9 protein-coding genes are annotated in these 20,721 nt (G+C 61.7%); 5 read left to right on the top strand and 4 right to left on the bottom strand.

Annotated features, from left to right (window positions below; genetic code table 11):
- Positions 1 to 33 precede the first annotated feature (33 nt).
- The gene (locus ACZ0AZ_RS16425) at positions 34 to 2,223 is read left to right on the top strand and encodes a patatin-like phospholipase family protein (RefSeq protein WP_310407280.1); all 2,190 of its coding nucleotides are present in this window, start codon (positions 34 to 36) and stop codon (positions 2,221 to 2,223) included.
- A gap of 104 nt (positions 2,224 to 2,327) precedes the next feature.
- On the opposite strand, the gene ACZ0AZ_RS16420 is transcribed toward ACZ0AZ_RS16425, so the two are convergent.
- The 3 genes from ACZ0AZ_RS16420 to recQ all read right to left on the bottom strand — a co-directional run bounded on the left by ACZ0AZ_RS16420 (position 2,328) and on the right by recQ (position 6,957).
- The gene (locus ACZ0AZ_RS16420) at positions 2,328 to 4,133 is read right to left on the bottom strand and encodes a motility hub landmark protein FimV (protein ID WP_129998998.1); all 1,806 of its coding nucleotides are present in this window, start codon (positions 4,131 to 4,133) and stop codon (positions 2,328 to 2,330) included.
- Between the two features lie 127 nt (positions 4,134 to 4,260).
- Positions 4,261 to 4,695, bottom strand: a complete 435-nt coding sequence (locus ACZ0AZ_RS16415) for a MarR family transcriptional regulator (RefSeq protein WP_016771142.1) — start codon at positions 4,693 to 4,695, stop codon at positions 4,261 to 4,263.
- Positions 4,696 to 4,827: 132 nt separating this feature from the next.
- Positions 4,828 to 6,957 (bottom strand): DNA helicase RecQ, encoded by a 2,130-nt coding sequence (recQ, locus tag ACZ0AZ_RS16410; RefSeq protein ID WP_039761055.1) that lies wholly within the window; start codon positions 6,955 to 6,957, stop codon positions 4,828 to 4,830.
- A 398-nt stretch (positions 6,958 to 7,355) separates the two neighbouring features.
- On the opposite strand from recQ, the gene ACZ0AZ_RS16405 reads away from it, so the two are divergent.
- Entirely contained in the window at positions 7,356 to 7,943 is a 588-nt protein-coding gene (locus ACZ0AZ_RS16405; protein ID WP_039761053.1) for a UPF0149 family protein, read from the top strand.
- A 10-nt stretch (positions 7,944 to 7,953) separates the two neighbouring features.
- Complete coding sequence (locus ACZ0AZ_RS16400; protein WP_129998997.1) at positions 7,954 to 8,349, top strand: YbaN family protein; 396 nt, start codon at positions 7,954 to 7,956, stop codon at positions 8,347 to 8,349.
- A 297-nt stretch (positions 8,350 to 8,646) separates the two neighbouring features.
- Here ACZ0AZ_RS16400 and ACZ0AZ_RS16395 read toward each other — a convergent pair whose 3' ends face one another.
- Positions 8,647 to 16,500: a retention module-containing protein gene (locus tag ACZ0AZ_RS16395; RefSeq protein ID WP_463537746.1), complete on the bottom strand. Its 7,854-nt coding sequence runs from the start codon at positions 16,498 to 16,500 to the stop codon at positions 8,647 to 8,649.
- A 532-nt stretch (positions 16,501 to 17,032) separates the two neighbouring features.
- Between ACZ0AZ_RS16395 and ACZ0AZ_RS16390 the strand changes: the two genes are divergently transcribed.
- The gene (locus tag ACZ0AZ_RS16390; RefSeq protein ID WP_039761048.1) at positions 17,033 to 18,391 is read left to right on the top strand and encodes a TolC family outer membrane protein; all 1,359 of its coding nucleotides are present in this window, start codon (positions 17,033 to 17,035) and stop codon (positions 18,389 to 18,391) included.
- 170 nt (positions 18,392 to 18,561) lie between these two features.
- Positions 18,562 to 20,721 (top strand): type I secretion system permease/ATPase, encoded by a 2,160-nt coding sequence (locus ACZ0AZ_RS16385; protein ID WP_463537744.1) that lies wholly within the window; start codon positions 18,562 to 18,564, stop codon positions 20,719 to 20,721.

Below are 20,721 nucleotides of genomic sequence, written 5' to 3'. Positions count from 1 at the left end.
TAGCCGGCTTTACCGCTTGCCCCGAGACTCACCATGCGCCGTTTGCTGTTTTGCCTGTTACTTGGTTTCCTTCCCCTGCTGGTTCACGCCAGCGAAGCGCCACGACCGAAAGTCGGCCTGGTGCTGTCCGGTGGTGCCGCGCGCGGGCTGGCACACATCGGCGTGCTCAAGGCGCTGGAAGAACAAGGCATCAAGATCGATGCGATTGCCGGCACCAGCATGGGCGCGGTGGTCGGTGGGTTGTACGCTTCGGGCTACAAGATTGACGAATTGGAAAAGCTCGCCCTGAGCATCGACTGGCAGGCTGCACTGTCCGACGCACCGCCGCGTGAGGACGTGCCATTTCGACGCAAGCAGGACGACCGCGATTTTCTGGTCAAACAGAAACTGAGCTTTCGCGACGACGGCAGTCTCGGCCTGCCGTTAGGGGTGATCCAGGGCCAGAATCTCGCGCTGTTGCTGGAAAGCCTGTTGGCCCACACCAGCGACACCCGCGACTTCGAGAAACTGCCGATCCCGTTTCGCGCGGTGACCACCGACATCGCCAATGGCGAAAAAGTGGTGTTTCGCAAGGGCCACCTGCCGCAAGTGATCCGCGCGAGCATGTCGATCCCCGCAGTGTTCGCCCCGGTCGAACTCGATGGGCGCCTGCTGGTGGACGGCGGCATGACCGACAACATTCCACTGGATGTCGCGCGGGAAATGGGCGTCGACATCGCCATCGTCGTCGACATCGGCACGCCGCTGCGCAATCGCAAGCAGTTGACCACCGTGGTGGATGTGCTCAATCAGTCGATCACCCTGATGACCCGGCGCAACTCCGAAGAACAACTGGCGAGTCTGCACGCCGATGACGTGCTGATTCAGCCTGCGCTGGCTGCGTTCGGCGTGACTGATTTCGGCAAAGCGCAGGAGATGATCGATGCCGGTTATCGCGCCACGCGGATCCTCGATGCGCGTCTGGCGCAACTCAAGCCGACCGAAACCCAGGACGCCGAGCTCAACGCCGCCCGCCAACCGGGACAGCGAACGCCGATCATTACCGCCATCCGCGTCGAAAACGATTCGAAAGTCGACGATGACGTGATTCGCTATTACATCCGCCAGCCGATCGGCGCGCCGCTCGACCTGGGCCGCCTGCATTCGGACATGGGCACGCTGTACGGCCTCGATTACTTCGATCAAGTGCGCTACCGCGTGGTGCACAAAGGCCACGATCACACCTTGGTCATCAGTGCCAGCGGCAAGCGCAGCGGCACCGATTATTTGCGCGTCGGCTTGAATCTGTCGGACGACATGCGCGGCGACAGTGCTTTCAACCTCGGCGCCAGTTATCGCGTCAACGGCATCAACCGCCTCGGCGCGGAATGGCTGACCCGCGCGCAGATCGGCGACAAGCAGGAACTGTACAGCGAGTTTTATCAGCCGCTGGACGTCGGCTCGCGTTACTTCGTCGCGCCCTATGCGTCGTTCGAGGCGCAGAACGTTGACTCGGTGCTGGATAACGATCCGATCGCCCAGTATCGCGTCGAGCGGTACGGCTTCGGCCTCAACCTTGGCCGGCAGATCGGCAACAACGGTGAAGTCCGGCTCGGCGTCGGCCAGGCCTGGGGCAAGGCGGACGTGCGCATTGGCGATCAGGATCTGCCGAGCGAGAGTTTCAACGAAGGCTTCTATACCGTGAAGTATTCCTACGACTCACTGGACAACGTCTATTTTCCGCACGAGGGCAAAGACGTCAGCCTGACGTTCGCCCAGTTCGAGCCGGGCCTGGGTTCAGACAATCGCTATCGCCAATGGGAAGCGAAATTCGACAAGGCGATGAGCCACGGGCCCGACACCCTGATTCTGGGCGGACGCTACGGCCGCACGCTGGACGATGCCAATGTGGTGACTTCGAGCTTCCTGCTCGGCGGCGCGCGGCAGTTGTCGGGGTTCCGTGAGGATGCGCTGTCCGGACAGAACGTCAGCCTGATGCGCGCTGTGTATTACCGGCGCCTGACGCCGCGCTCATATTTACCGCTGGACTTTCCGCTGTACGCCGGCGCCTCACTGGAACGTGGTCGAGCGTGGAACAACGACAACGAATTCGACAGCGGCTACATCAACGCCGCGAGCGTGTTTATCGGCTTCGACACGCCGCTGGGGCCGTTGAATTTCACGTATGGCTTGAATGATGCGGACGAACAGGCGGTTTATCTGAATCTGGGGCAGACGTTCTGACGCCTTCGCGAGCAGGCTCGCTCCCACAGGGTAGAGCGCATTCCATTGTGGGAGCGAGCCTGCTCGCGAAGGCGGTCTCGGGTGAACCCGAAATCCTTTGGCGCTCAGCGAATCCCCGCCAACAACGTCCTTGCCGTCTGCTTCAACGGCTCATCCCCTTCCCTGAGCAATTCGTTGAGCAGTGCGATCGCACTGTCGATGTCACCGTCGTCGATGCAGGTTTGTGCCTGCTCGAGCTTGCCGGCGGCCTCGGTGTCGACCTCAGTGGACTCGGGTAATGGCAGATCCAGAGGTTCGAGCACCAGCGACGGCTCAGGATCGCCGAACTCATTGAGAAAGTCATCGTCGAGGGGCTGGGCGTCGGGTTCGGGGATCCATTCAAGTTCGGCTTCTTCGGCAGATTCAGCCTGTGGCAATTCGAAATCGGCGTCCACTGACAAACTGGTTCCCAGTGCCGGATCATCGATCGGCGCTGCGGCGCGATCGCTGCGGCTGTCGTTCAGATCCCAATTTGAATCCATCGACAGCTCGCCCAGATTCAATTCGAAATCATCTTCGAGAGCGCTGGGCGACGATGCGAGCGGCGCGGCCACTGCGGCTGCCGTGGCCACTGGCAGTTCGGGGGCGATTGGCGTTGCTGCAAATGCCGCCGGTGCGGCGCCTGCCAGTTTTGGATGGCGAGCGCGGGTTTCAATCAGTTCGCGCTCATCAACGCCAAGCGCACGCAGGCGGGTTTCCTGCTGGTCAAAAGCGCCGCTGTCACCCTGGCGCCCCAGGACTTCCAAAAGCTGCAAACCGAGATCGGTGCGCTCGGGCTCCTTGTGCAAAGCATCGCGCAGCAGCCCGGCGGCTTCGCTGAGTCGACCGTAGGCCAGATAGATGCCCACAGCCTCAAGCAAGTCGCCGGCACCGGGTTCGTCGCGATGATCAGCGGCCGCGTGCGCACCGACAGATTGTTGAAGCTCGGGCTCGTCGTCGTCTTCTTCGGCGCCTACCGGCAAGAGCGGCAGCGGCGTGCCATCAGCTGTCGAACGGTGCTGCCGGCGGCGTATGAGCAACGCTGCCAACACGCCCAGCAGCACTATCAGTCCGCCGAGCAGAGGCCAGTTCAAGCCGTCGTCTGTCGCCTCGACCGGAGCCGAAACAGCGGACGGAGCCGGCGCGACCACGGGTGGTGGCGGCGCTTTCTGCACTTCGGCCAGACGGGTTTGCAACTCTTCGACCTGCTTCTTGCCGTCAGCTATCTGCACTTGCTGCTCTTGCAGCCTGAGGTTCTGTTCGTCGAGGGTCTTTTGCAGTTGCTGGGTGAGCAGCACACTGGCCGCCAATTGCTCGGCCTGCGCATCGTTGGCAGGTACCGCCGGTGTTGGCGGCACAGGCGCCGCAGTGCGTTTGCCTTGGGCAGCCTGGGGCGGTGCGGAAACCGGTTCGACGGTTGGAAATTCAGAGGATTGCGGACGCGGATCCGGCTCGTCGGTGGCGGGCACGATGCCCGGCGAACCCGGCGGATCAATCAGCACCGTGTACTCGCGCAGCAGACGGCCATTGGGCTGATCGAGCTGCACGAGGAAATTCAGGAAAGGTTCGTTGACCGGTTTGCCGGACGTCACCCGGATCATCTGGCGGCTGCCGCGCAGGATCGGGGTGAACTTGAGGTCATTGAGAAAGAACACCCGCTCGACGCCCGCCCGGCCGAATTCATCCGCCGAAGCCAGGCTGGCCGAGAGATCGTTTTGCGTCAACGTGCCGACATCGACCAACGCGATGTCGGCCTTGAACGGCTGATTGAGGGCTGAGTGAACAGTGATTTCGCCCAACCCCAACGCCATCGACCAGGTCGAATAGCTGAATACGCCAGCGAGCAGCAGCCATTTGGCGCCCCCGCGCAGCACGTGCCGACTTGCGAGCATGAGCATCCCTTAAATAAGCAAAACCGGTTTCTATGCGTTCGCACATCCGGTACGAACACGATATTGCCCAGTAGTTCTTATAGTCGGCTTAGCGCGATCTCTCAAAAAATCACCGCCGGGATGTGCCTCAAGATTTTTCCAGGTTGGCCAGAATGTGCCCGTGTACGCGCATGCACACCTTCAAATCCGCCTCGTCGACGCCTTCGAACAATTCGTGGCGCAGCTGCGTGGCAATGGTTTCGATTTGTTCGATCAAGGGCAAGGCAGGTGCGCAGAGCACGATTTTTTTCGCCCGGCGGTCTTCCATTACGGACTGGCGTTGCACCAGTCCCTGGTTCTCCAGACTATCAAGCAAGCGCGCCAGGGTCGGGCCTTCGACGCCGACACTCTGCGCCAGTTCGCGTTGGGTCGGCGCCTCTTCAAAACGCGCCAGATGCAGCAGCACCAGCCAGCGCGCCTGCGACAGGCCCAGCCCGGCGAGACGACGATCCAGTTCGGCACGCCAGCCACGAGACATCTGGGCCAGTTGCATACCAAAGCGATGTTGATCGGTTAACGGCATAAAACACTCACGGTTAGACTGAAAATACGGAAAATCTAATTATTAGTCAGCTAAGCATGGGCGGCAGTTATAGGCAAGAGTCGCTCTGTACTGAATCGTTACAACTGCACGGGGCTTGGCGCATACGTCGTTTCACATCTCGAATTCAGACTGCAAAGCCGCCCGCACGCAATACAGCACGCCTTCCGGCACACGCCCGGCAAACAGCTCAGCCACTTCAGCGACCGACGGCAGCTCGCCCTCACCATCGAGAAAAGCATCCTGTACTTCACCCATCAGCTCTTCTGGCAAGTCCAGCGCCTGCTCCAGCGACAATTGCTGCTTGCCGATGGCTTCGGCGAGCATGGCGTAGACGTTCTTCTCCGAGCATTGCAACTGCCCGGCGATCTGCAGCGGGGTCATCCCGGCGCGGGCCAGGGTGATCAGCTCGTGACGGACATCGGCGACCACCTTCGGCGCCTCCGCCTCGCCGCCGAGCACTTCCAGGAAGGCTTCACCATAGCGCTCCAGCTTGCGCGCACCGACGCCGCTGACCCGGGCCATTTCCGCCAGCGAGGTCGGTTGGCTGCGGAGCATTTCCAACAGCGTCGAGTCGGGGAAGATGACGTACGGCGGCACGCCGTGTTCTTCGGCGAGCTTGCGTCGTAATGCGCGCAAGGCTTCCCACTGTTCGCGTTCTTCGCCGCGCACCAGTTGGCTGGCCTGGCTCTTGCTGCCGGTTTTGGCGGTGACTTGCGGTTTCAGGTCGCGGCGCAGCTCCAGCTTCACTTCGCCCTTGAGCAAAGGCCGGCAACTGTCATTCAAGCGCAGACCGCCATACCCCTCGTGATCGACGTCGGCCAACCCACGCGCCACCAACTGACGGAACAGCGAGCGCCACTCGCTCTCGCTCAGCGCCTTGCCAACGCCAAACACCGACAAATGCTGATGGCCGAAGCTGCGCACCTTTTCGTTGTCCTTGCCCAGCAATACGTCGACCAGATGACCAACGCCGTAACGCTGACCGGTGCGGAAAATCGCCGACAAGGCCTGACGCGCAGGCTCGGTGGCGTCCCAGGTCTGCACGCCGTCGACACAGTTGTCGCAGTGCCCGCACGGCTCTGGCATGTCTTCATCGAAATAGGCCAGCAACGCCTGCCGGCGGCAGCGGGTTTCTTCGCAAAGCGAGAGCATGGCGTCGAGCTTGTGCTGCTCCAGACGTTTGTGCCGTTCGTCGCCTTCGGAGTTCTGCAGCATCTGCTTGAGCATCACCACGTCTTGCAGACCGTAGGCCATCCACGCATCCGCCGGCAGACCGTCACGACCGCCGCGCCCGGTTTCCTGGTAATACGCCTCAAGGGATTTCGGCAGATCCAAATGCGCGACAAAGCGCACGTTAGGCTTGTCGATGCCCATGCCGAACGCCACCGTGGCAACCATGATCAGGCCTTCCTCGTTGAGGAAGCGCTTCTGGTGATAGGCGCGCAGATCGTTGGGCAGACCGGCGTGATACGGCAGCGCCGGGAAGCCTTGCTCACTGAGGAACGCCGCGACTTCTTCAACTTTCTTGCGCGACAGGCAATAAACGATGCCGGCGTCGCTGCGCCGTTCGGCGAGGAAGGCCAGTAACTGCTTGCGCGGCTGCTCCTTCGGGACGATGCGGTAGAAAATATTCGGACGGTCGAAGCTCGACAGAAAGCGCTCGGCATTCTGCAGGTGCAGGCGATCGACGATTTCTTCACGGGTGCGCTTGTCGGCGGTCGCGGTGAGGGCAATGCGCGGAACGTTCGGGAACAGCTCTGCCAGTTGGCCGAGTTGCAGGTATTCGCGGCGGAAGTCGTGGCCCCATTGCGACACGCAATGCGCTTCGTCGATGGCGAACAAAGCGATTTCCAGGCTTTGCAGAAACGCCAGCATGCGCGGCTGCACCAAGCGCTCGGGCGCCAGATAGAGCATCTTCACTTCGCCGCGCTTGATCCGCACGGCGAGGTCGCGTTGTTGCTCGGCGCTCAGCGTGGAGTTCAGCGCAGCCGCGGCCACGCCGAGTTCTTCAAGGGTGGCGACCTGATCGTCCATTAGCGCGATCAACGGCGACACCACCACGGCCAGGCCTTCGCGCAATAGCGCCGGCACCTGAAAGCACAACGACTTGCCGCCACCGGTAGGCATCAGCACCAGCGCATCACCGCCGCTGGCCACGCGCTCAATGATCGAACCCTGACGGCCACGGAAACTGTCGTAGCCGAAGATGTCCTTGAGGACGCGTTGAGCCTGTTCGAGCATAAAAACTCCAAAAATCTACCGATACATCCCTGCTCAGGCTGGTTCAGAGCAGCCTCGGCTGCTTAAACAAAACGTAAGAACACATTGCATGACCAGCGCAGCGCCGGCAGGGATCGCAAAACGCGGCAGTATACCCGAGGCCTTCGCCGCAGAGGGTGCCGCTGAGAAGACACCTGATAAACCTGCCGCACACAAAAGCCTGTGGGAGCGAGCCTGCTCGCGAAAGCAATTGGTCAGTCAATGCAACAGTGCCTGACACACCGTCTTCGCGAGCAGGCTCGCTCCCACAGGGTTCGCTATGCCGCCCTGCAATTGCGGCGAATCTGCCAAGCGGCTGGCTAGAGCGCGCAAGAAGGCCTAGAATTCCCGCATTGTTTATTCCCCAAGGTAGCCCCGTAATGTCCTTCGCTGAGCAACTGACCCGCCTGCAAGTCTTCCTCGACGCCGACGAGCTGCACGACGAGGCGCTGGATTACGTCGCCGCCCACGGTTACCTGACCGCGCTGTCGATCTGCTCGGAAGACGTTCCGGAGCGCGAGTGGATCGACGCGCTGTTTGCCGAAGAGCCGCACTACAGCGACGAAGCCCAGCGTGCCGAAATCGAAGCCACGCTGATCGGCCTCAAAGCGCACATCGCTCGCCAACTGGCCTCGGATGAAGAATTCGAACTGCCGTGCGAACTGGATCTGGGCGAAGAGCCGGACGATTCCGAACTGCGCGGCTGGTGCATCGGCTTCATGGAAGGTGTGTTCCTGCGCGAAGCGGCATGGTTCGAAACCGCCGAAGAAGAAGTCAGCGAAATGCTCCTGCCGATCATGGTCGGTTCCGGCCTGTTCGACGAACAACCGGAGTTCGAAGACATCGCCAAGGACGCCAATCTGATGGACGACATGATCGTGCAGATCCCGGAAGCCCTGACCGCGCTGTACCTGCTATGCCAGGCGCCCGACGAAAAACCGGCGATCCTCAAGCCACGCCACCACTAAGACCCGGCCTATGGACAACCCCATAGGCAACCGCCCCCTGATGTTGCGCTACGTGCTGCTGGCCATCGGCTGGCTCAGCGTCGCATTGGGGGTGATCGGCATCTTCCTGCCGGTTCTGCCCACCACCCCCTTCCTCCTGCTCGCCGCGGCCTGCTTCGCGCGCAGCTCTCCGCGCTTCTATCGCTGGCTGGTCGAGCACCCACGACTCGGGCCATGGATCCGCGATTATCTCGACGGCAACGGCATTCCGCTCAAGGCCAAGGTCTACGCGATCGGCCTGATGTGGGTGAGCATTCTGTTCTCCTGCTATCTGGTGCCGCTGGTTTGGGCGCGTGGGTTCATGCTGACCAGTGCGGTGCTGGTGACGGTCTATATTTTGCGGCAGAAGACGTTGCGTAAAACTTGATACCTCCCAGTTGATCATGCTTGGCGAACTGGCAGTGAGTCGGGTGCTGGATAATCTGGAGTTGCCGGGGTGATGTTGGTCTGCTGAGTTACTTGGTGATCAACCCGGCCTCTTCGCGAGCAAGCTCGCTCCCAAAATTGATCCTGGTCGGACACATATTCTGCATCCACTGAAGAACCCTGTGGGAGCGGGCTTGCCCGCGAAGGCGGACTCACAGCCAACACATCTGTACAGACAGACAAAACCCGCCGTCCCGAATCAACCGGGGCGGCGGGTTTTGTCTTTTCAGACCTCAGGTCAAACCGTATCCACCTTCAACGAATGATCATTGAGCATGCCGCTGATGATCGTCGCCGTGTCGTGGCCGCTGGCAATCATGCCGCCCGCCCCTGGTGTCACGCCGTAATGGCTGGCGAGGTTGACGCCGGCCAGGTCGATGGTCTGGTTCGGCGTGCCGCCGGCCATGGCGCTGACGTCGATGCTGGTCATCACCGAGGCGCCGCTGCCGCTGACGGTGAAGTGCAGATAGTCGTCCAGAGACGCGGTGCTGGCGTTTTCGCCTTGCAGCAGTTGCGACAGGTCGAGCTTGTCGGTGCCGGGGGTGAAGTCGGTGATCAGGTCGTGGCCGCTGTTGCCCTTGAGCCACTGGAAGGTGTCAGCCCCTGCCCCGCCCGTCAGCGTGTTGTTGCCCATGCCACCGATCAGCAAGTCATCGCCAGCGCCGCCATTGAGGAAGTCGTTGCCGAGGCCACCGTTGATCACGTTGTTGTTGCCGTCGCCGGTGAGGCTGTCGTTGAAGTTCGAGCCGAGCAGATTTTCGATGCCAGTCAGCGTGTCAGTACCGGCGCCCAAGGTGTTCTGCGCACCGAGCAGGCCGAGGTTGACGGTGACGGCGGCTGTGGCGTGGGCATAGCTGGCGGTATCGCTGCCAGTGCCGCCGTCGAGCAAGTCATTGCCCGCGCCGCTGTAGAGCAAATCGTTGCCGGCGCCGCCGTGCATTTCGTTGTTGCCGGAGCCTGCAGTGAGCACGTCATTGCCGTCGCCGGCGTTGATCACGTTGTTGCCGCTACCCGCCACCAGCACATCGTCGCCAGCGGTGCCGGTCAGGGTGTGGCCGTCCTGATAGCTGATGCTGACGTTGGCCGTGTCACTGCCGCCGTGGTTGTCGTTGGCGGTGTAAGTGCCGTGGTAATCCGGCGTGATGTCGTGCGCCCCGGCGTAGTTGAGGGTCATGGTCAGTTGGTAGTTTTCCGCCGCGTTCGGGTTGCCGTTACCCGTGGCGTTGGCGATGTTGGTGATGTGGATCTGATAGACGCCATCGGCCGATGCGGTAAGCGTTTGCCCGTCCGCCAGCGCGATCCAGCTCCCTCCGTTGAGCGAGTACTCCATGCCGATCTGCCCGGCAGCGAGGTTGTGATCCAGATTGAGAGTTTCGCCCTGGCGCAGATTGACGGTGATGCGGTCCTCGTCATTGGCATTGCTGTTGCTGACAGCGCCGAGGTAACCGCTGACTACCAGCACGGCGGTCATGGTCGCGGCATTGGCGCTGAAGGCGCTGCGCACGTTGGCGAGGTTCTGGTTGGCGGCGCTGTTGCTCTGCCCGGTGAAGCCGATCAGACCGGTGCCGGTGAAGTCTGCCGCTTTCGACGCCCAACCGGTGTTGAAACTGGTGGGTGTGGCGTTGAGCGCATCGCCGTTCGGATCGCTGTCATTGGCCAGCAGCAGCTCACCCGGCACCACGATGTTGCCCGAGAGCACGTTGGTGATGACGTGATCGTCCATCGCCACCGGTGGCGCGTTGGGAATCACTTTCACGGTCAACGTTGAGCTGGCCAGATCGCCGTCGTTGTCGCTGACGGTGAAGCCGATGTTTTCGGTGATGACCACGGCGGTGGTTTTCTGCGAGGTGTAGCTGTATTCGCCGGTATCGAGGTTGACCACCAGCGTGCCGCTGTTGTTGGTGGCGATGCTGACACTGTTGTTGGCCGTGTTGAAGGTGCCGTGGTTGGCGCCGCCGCTCGCGGTCAACGAGCCCTGGCCGCTGAGGGCTTTCGGGTCGTAGGTGTAGGTGGTGCCGTCGACCACGATCGACTTGATGAAACCGCCATCGGCGCCGAACGAACCGCCCTCGCCCAGCAACGAGCCGGTAACCGGCGCGCCCTGCACGGTGCCGGACAGCACCGAGTTGAGCTGATTGAGATCGGTGACTACCACCGCATTGGTATTAGTGTGGTTGATGCCGTCGTAGGCCAGGGGATCGAGGTTGGCGTTGCTCACGCCACTGCCCAGACCAATGGCGTAGTTCTTGATGTTGTTGGCGTCGAGGAAGTTTTTCAGCGCGGCTTCGTCAGCCGTGCCGATGTCGCCCTCGTTGGGCTTGCCGTCAGAGAAGAAGTAGCCGACGTTTTGCGCCCCGGTGAGTTTGCCCGAGGTGTTGAACGCGGTCTGCATCACCGCCACGGCGGCGTCGTAGTTGGTGCCGCCGCCGGCGTTGAGGCCGGCGAGCAGGGTCTTGGCGGTGGCGACATCGACCCACACGGTGGTGCGATCGGCGGCATTGCTGCTGAACGTCACCAACTGCACTTTCACATCGCCCAGATCATCGTACTTGTCGAGCAACGCACCGATGGCTTGTTTGGCCAGTGCCAGCCGCGACAGGCCGGGCACGCCAGAGGCATCGGCCATGCTGCCGGAGATGTCGAGGACGATGAGCACGTTGGAATCGATCTCCACCGCAGTGACCGAACGATCCGAGGCAACGGCTTTCGGCACGTCGTCGACGATGTTGACCACGAGGGTGCTGGTGGTGCTGTTGCCCAGCGCATCGGTGGCTTGGTAGGTGAACGTTTCGCTGAGGGTGTTCGGCCCGTCGTTGGCATTCGGTGCGGTTTTCGGCGCTGAAGTCAGCGTGTAGGTGTAGGTGCCGTCAGCGTTGAGCTGCAGTTGCCCGTAGCTGCCGGTGGCGTTGCCGACCAGGGTGTACGTGATCGCGCCGCTGCCACCACTGACCGAACCGACCAGCGTGCCGCTGGCGGTTTCGCCGGTATTGCCCGGCTCGCTGCCGGTGACTGTGCCGGGAGCCAGATCGGCGCCATCCTTGCTCAAATCCAGGGCTTTTTCGTAGACGGTGACGTCCCGATCGACCGAGGCGACCAACTTGCTGTCGGCGACATTGATGGTCAGCGTTGTGGTGCTTTCGTCGCCATCGCTGTCACGGATGGTGTAGGTGAACGTGTCGGTCGCGCCCGGCGGGCTCACCGAGTTCGGGTTGCTGTGGTAAACCGCGTTGCCCGCCGCGTCGAGGGTCAGATAGCCGTAGTTGCCGTTGATGTTGCTGTTGAGCCCGCCGCTGGCCGACGTCGCGGTGTTACTGCCCGCGCGCACGCCGACCACCGTTGCGGCACCATCGGCGCCGCTGCTGTCATTGCCGAGCACACTGACATTGACCGTACCGCCCTCCGCTACCGAGCCGGTATCGGCGTTGGCAGTCGGCAGATCGTCGACGATGGTGACGTTGATCTGACCGCTGGCGGTACTGCCATCGGTATCAGTGGCAACCACGTCGAAGCTCTCGCTGAGGCTGTTGGCACCGTTGGCGTTCGGATGGGCTTCGTTGTCGACCAAGGTGTAGCTGTAACTGACCATGCCGGTGGCCGGGTCGTAACCGGTGATGGTAAAGGTGCTGCCCAGCGGCGAGACCACCGATTGCGGCAAACCGGCGGCGGCGCCATTGCTGATCACGGCAATGCCGCCGACGGTCAGGGTTTGCAGGCCATCGAGGGCGGTCACGGTGAAGCTGCCGCTCTGGGTCAGGGCTGCAGTATTGGGGTTGCTGCCGTCGCTGAGGTTTTTCTCGTAAACCGTCAGTTCGCCGCCCTTCACATCGAGGCCGTCGAGGCACACCGGATCGTCGTTGTTATGGACGTTCAGCACCAGGTTGGCGGTGCTGGTGTCGCCGTCGGCATCGGTGATGGTGTAGGCAAAGGTTTCAGTGCCGTTGCCGCCACCGTGAAGGTTTTTGAAGTCGGCGTCATTGGCGTCCAGCGTGTAGGTGTAAGTGCCGTTGGCATTGAGCACCAGCGTGCCGTAAGTGCCGGTGAACGTACCGGCGGTGACCGGCCCAACGGCGACGCGGTCGGCGCCTTGCACATCGTTATCGAGAACGTTGCCGGTCAGGGTCAACTGCTCTTCCGTTGCGTTGGTCGCGTTGCTGTCATTCAGCGCTTTCGGCACGTCATCGACGATGTTCACAACGATTGTGCTGGTGACGACGTTGCCGAGAGAGTCGGTCGCCTGATAGGTGAAGGTTTCGCTCAGGCTGTTGGCGCCGTCGTCAGCGTGCGGCGTGGTGGTCGCTGGCGAAGTGAGCGTGTAGGTGTAAGTGCCATTGGCGTTGAGGACGATCTGCCCGTAATTGCCGGTGGCGCTGCTGACCAGCGCATAACTGATCGCACCAACCGCGCCGGTGACCGAACCGACCAGCGTGCCGGACGCGGTTTCGCCAGTGCTATTCGGATCGCTGCCGACCACACTGCCCGCTGCCAGATCCTGGCCGTCCTTGTTCAGGTCGAGGGCTTTTTCGTAAACGGTGACATCGCTGTCGCTGACGGCTTTCAGGCAGCTGTTGTAGACATCGATGGTGATGGTCGTGGTGCTTTCGTCACCGTCGGCATCGCGCACGGTGTAGGTGAACACATCCACCGCGCCCGGGCCGTTCACCACGTTGGGGTTGCTGTGATAAACGGCGTTGCCGTTAGCGTCAAGCGTGAGGTAACCGTAGGCGCCGTTGATCTGCGAATTGAGCCCGCCGATGGCCGAGGTCGAAGTGTCGGCACCAGCGCGCACGCCGACCACGGCACCGGTGACCGCCGGGCCATCCGCACCGCCGATATCGTTATCCAGCACATTGCCACTGACGGTGCCGCCCTCCGCCACCGAAGCCGCGTCCGCATGCGCAGTCGGCAAATCATCGACGATATTGACGTTGATCTGGCCGCTGGCGGTGCTGCCATCTGTGTCGGTCGCGACCACATCGAAGTTCTCGGTGAGGCTGTTGGCGCCGTTGGCAGTCGGGTGGGCTTCGTTGTCGGCCAGGGTGTAGCTGTAGCTGACCACGCCGGTTGCAGGGTCATAACCGCTGATGGTCAAGGTGCTGCCCAGCGGGGTGACGATTGATTGCGGGAAACCTGCGGCCACGCCATTGGTGATCACGGCGATGCCGCCGACTGTGAGGGTCTGCAGACCATCGAGAGCGCTGACGGTGAAAGTGCCGTTCTGGGTCAGCGCGGGCGTGTTGGGGCTGGTGCCGTCGCTGAGATTTTTTTCGTAGACCGTGAGTTCGCCACCGTTGACGTCGAGACCATTGAGCAGCACCGGATCATCGTTGTTGTGAATCTGCAAAACCAGATTGGCAGTGCTGGTATCGCCGTCGGCATCGGTGATCGTGTAGGCGAAGGTTTCGGTGCCGTTGCCACCGCCGTGCAGGTTTTTGAAATCGGCATCGCTGGTGTTCAGCGTGTAGGTGTAGGTGCCGTCGGCATTGAGGACCAACGTACCGAAAGTACCAGTGAAAGTGCCCGGCGTGACTGGACCTGTTGGCACACGGTCGGCGCCTTGCACGTCGTTGGTCAGGACATTGCCGGTCAGAGTCAGTTGGGATTCGGACGCGGTGCCGTTGCTGTCATCGTTGGCTTTCGGCAGGTCATCGACGATGTTGACGTCCAGCGTGCCAGTGGCGGTGGTGCCGTTGTCATCCACAACCGTGACCGCGAACTGCTCAGGCAGACTGTTCGCGCCGTTGGCGTTCGCATGCGCCTCGTTGTCGGCCAGGGTGTAGCTGTAACTGAGCACGCCGGTTGCCGCGTTGAAGCCAGTAATCGTCAGCGTGCTGCCCAGTGATGTGGTGATCGATTGCGGGAAGCCTGCGGCCACGCCATTGGTCACCACGGCAATTCCACCGACGGTCAGCGTGGTCACGCCGTCGAGAGCGGTGATGGTGAAGGTGCCGTTTTGCGTCAGCGCGCCAGCATCCGGTGCGCTGCCGTCGCTGAGATTTTTCTCATAAACCGTCAGCTCGCCACCGGCGACGTTCAGGCCGTCGATGATTACTGGATCGTCGTTGTTGTGAATCTGCAGAACCAGATTGGCAGTGCTGGTATCGCCGTCGGCATCGGTGATCGTGTAGGCGAAGGTTTCGGTGCCGTTGCCACCGCCGTGCAGGTTTTTGAAATCGGCATCGCTGGTGTTCAGCGTGTAGGTGTAGGTGCCGTCGGCATTGAGGACCAACGTACCGAAAGTGCCAGTGAAAGTGCCCGGCGTGACTGGACCTGTTGGCACACGGTCGGCGCCTTGCACGTCGTTGGTCAGGACATTGCCGGTCAGAGTCAGTTGGGATTCGGACGCGGTGCCGTTGCTGTCATCGTTGGCTTTCGGCAGGTCATCGACGATGTTGACGTCCAGCGTGCCAGTGGCGGTGGTGCCGTTGTCATCCACAACCGTGACCGCGAACTGCTCAGGCAGACTGTTCGCGCCGTTGGCGTTCGCATGCGCCTCGTTGTCGGCCAGGGTGTAGCTGTAACTGACCACGCCGGTTGCAGCGTTGAAACCGGTGATGGTCAGCGTGCTGCCGAGCGGCGTGGTGATCGATTGCGGGAAGCCTGCGGCCACGCCATTGGTCACCACGGCAATTCCACCGACGGTCAGCGTGGTCACGCCGTCGAGAGCGGTGATGGTGAAGGTGCCGTTTTGCGTCAGCGCGCCAGCATCCGGTGCGCTGCCGTCGCTGAGATTTTTCTCATAAACCGTCAGCTCGCCACCGGCGACGTTCAGGCCGTCGATGATTACTGGATCGTCGTTGTTGTGAATCTGCAGAACCAGATTGGCAGTGCTGGTATCGCCGTCGGCATCGGTGATTGTGTAGGCGAAGGTTTCGGTGCCGTTGCCACCGCCGTGCAGGTTTTTGAAATCGGCATCGCTGGTGTTCAGCGTGTAGGTGTAGGTGCCGTCGGCATTGAGGACCAACGTACCGAAAGTGCCAGTGAATGTGCCGGGCGTGACCGGTCCGGTGGGCACGCGGTCGGCACCCTGGATGTCATTGGTGAGGACGTTGCCAGACAGGGTCAGCAAGGTTTCCGAGGCAATGCCGTTGGCGTCGTCAAACGCTTTTGGCACGTCGTCGGTGATGTTCACGTCCAGCGTGCCAGTGGCGCTGTCGCCATTACTGTCGGTGGCGATCACGGTGAACTGTTCGCTGAGATTGTTCACGCCGTCGCCGGCCGCGTGGGTTTCGTTGCCGTTGAGGGTGTAGCTGTAGCTGACCGTGCCGGTCGCCGCGTTGTAACCGGTGATGGTCAGGGTGTTGCCCAGTTGCGTGGTGATCGACTGGGGAAAGCCGATCGGCACGCCGCCAACAATCACGTTGATGCCGCCGATGCTCAGGCTGTTCAAACCATCCGCTGCCGAGACCGTGAAGCTGCCACTTTGCGTCAGCGCGCCTGGATTGGCCGCTGTACCGTCAGGCAGATTGGCTTCATTGAGGTTCAGCTCGCCGCCCGCCGCGTCCAGGCCGTTGAGGATAACCGGATTGTTCACCGGTGGCGGTGGCACCACGATTGGCGCCGGGGTGTCGTCGCCATTGTCGATGTCCGCGTCGCGACGATACTCGGGAAATTCGGGAATGCCGTTGAAGCCGGCGGTGGGGAAACCGATGATCGGATCAACTCGGCCGCCGACTTCGGTCAACAGAACGAAGCTGTGTCCGCCGCCCAGTTCACCGGTATTGCCGGTGGGTGCGTTGGGGCCGGCAGCGGTGGCTTCGGCGGTCTTGCTCGGGTCTTCACCGGCGGCGATGGCTTGCTGGATCTGCTCGACATCGGTCAGTTGTGCCTGGCTCGGGGTCTGCGCTTCGTCGACGTTCACCGGCACCGCCTGGTCGGCCAGCAGTTGGCCGGTCATGGTGATGCTGCTGCCGCGGCCGAGGGTCAATTCCTCGCCGTTTTGCAGTTTCACCGCCACCGCGCCCTCCGCGCCAGTGATCAGTTGATCGCCGGCGTACAAACGATCGCCTTCGAACAGCGGGCGTTTGATGCCGTCGCCCGTCTGGGCGAACACCTGACCAATGACTTTTGTGACCGTACCGATGAGCGTTGCCATGTGAAATCCTCCGCTGCCGACCACCGTCGGCACAGGTTCGCGAAGCAGCCCATGGCTCAATCGGGTTGCCGGGGGCGACGCTCGCACCCTCGACAGTTCGTTTCGCAGGCTTGGTTTGAAACGAATTGTCAGCGCTATCAAGCACTTGCCAACCCTGTTCAATCCATCGACCCACTAGCGCTACGTAACAGTGGTGAATCACCCGAGTGACAAAAATCTGTCGCTCATTCGCCGTTACGCGTCCCTCCCCTTCAGCAGTACTTCGCAGTGTCTCGCAAAGTGGATGGAACTTTCCTCAAGCCTTTTCGAGCTCCCTAAAGCGCATAAAACAAAGGCTTTCGAGCTGAACAATGTGCTGCTTTTGAAAAACCGCATAAGTTTTTTTTGGCATAAGCCTTATGAAAATTTTTTCTTAGCTACGCTCTAGGATGTTCTTAGCTCTGTTGTTACAAGAGTGAAACGCTTACACCCTAAAATTACGTCAAATAATTGGCGACGGTAACACAACATTGAGATCCAGGGAGATGCACCCATGCGCGTTTTAACCCCCCTCTGCAGCGCGGTTTTGCTGGCCATGGCTTGTACTTCCCAAGCCCAGGCGATGAACCTCACCGAGGCGATTCAAAGCACCATCGCCACTCACCCGGAACTCGCTTCGCGCGTGGACGCCCGCCTGTCTGCGGATGAGCAGGTGAAAGTGGCCAAGGGCGGGTTCTATCCGTCGGTCGATTTGAACGCTGCCTACGGGCGCGGCTACAGCGACAACACCAACACCCGCGCCTTCGGTAATCACAACACCGAAATCCTCAATTACACCCAGTCGGAGCTGCGTTTGCGGCAGATGATCTTCGACGGCTTCAACACCGCCAACGAGGTCGAGCGCACCAAGGGCGTGTCCAATTCGCGCGCCTACTACGCGCAAGGCACCGCACAGGATCTGGCCCTGCGCACCATCGAGGTCTACCTCGAAGTGCTCAAGCGGCGTGAACTGGTGACGCTGGCCAAAAACAACCTGCAGGCGCACTTGCGCGTCAACGACCAGATCGGCCTGCGCACCGAGCGCGGCATCGGCAGCACCGCCGACTCCGATCAATCGGTCGCCCGTCGTGCGCTGGCGCAGAACAACCTCGACACCGCCGAAGTCGATCTGGCCGACGCCGAATCGAATTTCTATAGCGTGGTCGGACGCATGCCCGATGAGCTGGAAACCCCGGCCTCCACCCGTGGCGAACTGCCGCCGGATCTGCGTGAAGCGCAGCAGAGCATGGTCGACAACAACCCGTACCTGAAATCGGCCCAGGCTGACGTGCAGTCCGCCGAGAGCCAGTACGAAGTGGCCAAGTCGCCGTTCTATCCACGCTTTGATGCGGAAGCGGCAGTCGGCGCCAACAACAACGTGCAGGGCGATGAAGGCCACGACAACGAATGGCGTGTCGGTGTAGTGATGAACTACAACCTGTTCCGTGGCGGCAGCGACAAGGCACGCCTGGCGGCCAATGCCCACGACATCAACCAGGCGATGGACATTCGCAACAACGCGCTGCGTCAGCTCAACGAGAACATTCGTCTGGCCTGGAACGCCATGGAAAACGCCAAGAAGCAGACGCCTACCGCTCGCGAATATGCCGAAACCACCAAACGCGTACGCGCCGCTTATCAGGACCAGTTCGGCCTCGGCCAACGCACCCTGCTCGACCTGCTCGACAGCGAAAACGAGCTGTACAACGCCAACCGTCGCTACACCGAAATCCGCTACACCGAGGAATACTCGATGTACCGCGTGCTGGCGAACATGGGCCAGTTGCTGAGCAAGCAACGCGTGGTGCTGCCGGCTGATGCGATTGCCACGACCGAAGTGAAAAACCAGGCGCGCCTGCCCGAGTTGAAATAGCCCCTCCGGGACCTGCCGAAGGCTGCGATCTCTGATCGTTCCCACGCTCTGCGTGGGAATGCAGCCCGTGACGCTCCGCGTCACTGGACGCAGAGCGTCCCTAGAGGCTTTCCCAAGCGTGAGCGTGGGAACGATCCGATAACCGAGCCCGTTCAACAGAGGCAATCACTATGACCAGCATGGAACCCGGCGCCACCGGGGTCGATCCGCGCCTGAGCTTCGACGATCCGTTACTCGACGGTCTGCTGATCCTCTGCAAACTGCATGGCGCCACGGTCAGTCGTGCCAGCCTGAGTGCCGGGCTGCCCCTGAACAAACAACGCCTGAGCCTCGATCTGCTGCCCCGTGCAGCAGCGCGGGCCGGATTACAGGCGCGGTTGTTGCGCCGTGACCTGAAAGACATTTCACCGCTGAACCTGCCGATCCTGCTGCTGCTCAACGACGGCCGCACTGCCGTGCTGCGGCGCTTCGGCGAGGATGGCAAAGCCCTGCTGCTGCCCAGCGAAGCCGACGGCGGCGAGCAATGGGTCAGCCGCGAAGAACTCAGCGAACACTACAGCGGCCAGGCCTTGTTCGCCCGTCCGCGCCACGAACTCGAAGACCTGCGCGCGCCGCTGGTGCCACGGGTAAACGCGTGGTTTCGCGACACTCTCAAACTGTCGAAATGGCTGTACAGCGATGCGATTCTCGCCAGTTTTCTGATCAACCTGCTCGGCCTGATGGTGCCGCTGTTCGTCATGCAGACCTACGATCGCGTGGTGCCCAATCAGGCGACCTCGACGCTGTGGGTGCTGTCGATCGGTTTGCTGATCGGCACCGGTTTTGAACTGGTGCTGCGCGTGGTGCGTGCGCATCTGCTCGACACCGCCGGCAAGAAAACCGATGTGATCCTCTCGGCAACGTTGTTCGAGCGCATCACCGGCATGTCGATGAAGGCGCGGCCGGCGACCATCGGCGGCTTTGCCCAGAGCATTCACGACTTCCAGGGCCTGCGTGAATTTCTCACCGCCGTGACCCTGACCAGCCTGATCGACTTGCCCTTCGTGGTGTTGATGCTGGTAGTGATCGGCCTGCTTGGCGGTTGGCTGGTGGTGATTCCACTGCTGGCGTTTCCGATCACCATCATCTTCGCCATGGCGATTCAGGTGCGCCTGCGTGACACCGTGCAGAAAAGCCTGAGCCTCGGCGCCGAGCGTCAGGCGGTGCTGATCGAAACCCTCGGCGGTCTGGAAACCCTCAAGGCGTGCGGCGCCGAAAGCGAGCGCCAGCACAAATGGGAAAGCACCCACGGCGCCCTCACCCGCCTCGACAGCCACGCGCGCAACCTGTCGGCCCTGGCCACCAACGGCACCCTGTTCATCCAGCAGTTTTCCGGGATGGCGACGATTGTTGCCGGGGTCTACAGCATCATCGCCGGCAACCTCAGTGTCGGCGCGCTGGTCGCCACCTACATGCTCGGCAGCCGCGTGCTCGCCCCGCTCGGCCAGATCGCCGGGCTGATCACCCGCTACCAGCAAGCGCAACTGACCATGAAAAGCACAGATGCGCTGATGGCACTGCCGCAGGAACGCGACGGCAAACAACGGCCGCTGGAACGCACGCAACTGCAAGGCGCACTCGACGTCAACGGCGTGACGTTCCACTACAACGGCCAGAATGCGCCAGCGCTGAGCGAGGTCAGCTTCAGCCTGAAAGCCGGCGAGCGGGTCGGCATCATCGGCCGCAGCGGCTCGGGCAAAAGCACGTTGGCGCGGCTGGTCATGGGCTTCTACGAAGCGGAGCAAGGCCAGCTGCTGCTAGACGGCCTCGACCTGCGCCAACTGGACGTGGCTGACCTGCGCCAGCAGATCGGATATGTCGCCCACGACCTGCCGCTGCTGGCCGGCAGCCTGCGCGACAACCTGACCCTGGGCGCGCGTTACATCAGCGATTCACGCATGCTGGAAGTCGCCGAACTGACTGGCGTCACCGAACTGGCCCGACAACACCCGCAAGGCTTCGACCGACCGGTGGGCGAACGCGGGCAACTGCTTTCCGGCGGCCAACGCCAGGCGGTGTTGCTGGCGCGCGCGCTACTGCTTGATCCGCCGATCATGCTGCTCGACGAACCCACCAGCGCCATGGACAACAGCAGTGAAGATGCGCTGCGGCAGAAACTGCATGGCTGGGTGCAAGGCAAAACCCTGCTGCTGGTCACCCACCGCACCTCGATGCTGAGCCTGGTAGACCGGTTGCTGGTGCTGGACAACGGCCGGGTCGTCGCTGACGGCCCGAAAGAAGCGGTCATCGATGCACTGCGCAAGGGCCGTGTCGGCTCGGCGGCGGTCTAG

It is taken from the genome of Pseudomonas sp. AC239, from assembly GCF_979258545.1.
Note: the sequence above shows the minus strand (reverse complement) of the source record. Positions and strands in the feature narration are given on the sequence as shown.